General features: G+C 65.3%; 1 protein-coding gene. It reads right to left on the bottom strand.

Annotation, left to right across the window (positions count from 1 at the left end; genetic code table 11):
- A partial coding sequence (locus tag ACH65_RS17980; protein ID WP_049624015.1) for an IS5/IS1182 family transposase occupies positions 1-479 on the bottom strand: 479 nt, incomplete at its 3' end.
- Positions 480-544: the final 65 nt, after the last annotated feature.

The raw sequence follows: 544 nt of genomic DNA, 5'->3' as shown, positions 1-544 counted from the left end.
GGCGTCGGCGGCTTCCTAGTCTTCGGCTTCGCCACCAGGCTCGCGTCCAGCATCTGGCCCTTCCTCGCCTCGAAACCGGCCAGGTCGATGTACGCGCCCAGCCGCGCGAACAGGTCCTCGATCACCGCGCCCTTGAGTGTCTCGCGGAACCGCCACACCGCCGTGTAGTCCGGCACCGTGTGCTCGATGCCGAGGCCGAGGAACCGCTGGAACGACAGCCGATCCGCGATCTGGAACTCCACCTGCTCGTCCGACAGCGCGTACAGCTCGCGCAGCACCAGAATCTTGAACATCAACACCGCATCGTGAAACGGCCGGCCGCCCTTCTTGGTATCGCGCGGACCGCGCACCGCTTCCAGTGGCTCGCGAAACATCGACCACGGCACAATCCGACCCAGCACCACCAGCGGATCGCCCAGCGCTTCCAGCTTGCGGTAGCGCGTGTCCTGATCGAACAAGCCCAGCGAGCGCTGCGACATCGGTGAAGCTCCAGCGAGAACGTGAGCGCTACGCTACGCGATCGGTGGGGTTATGCAAACTGCTC

Origin of the sequence: Frateuria defendens (genome assembly GCF_001182895.1) — a bacterium.
Lineage (GTDB): Bacteria > Pseudomonadota > Gammaproteobacteria > Xanthomonadales > Rhodanobacteraceae > Frateuria_B > Frateuria_B defendens.
Note: the sequence above shows the minus strand (reverse complement) of the source record. Positions and strands in the feature narration are given on the sequence as shown.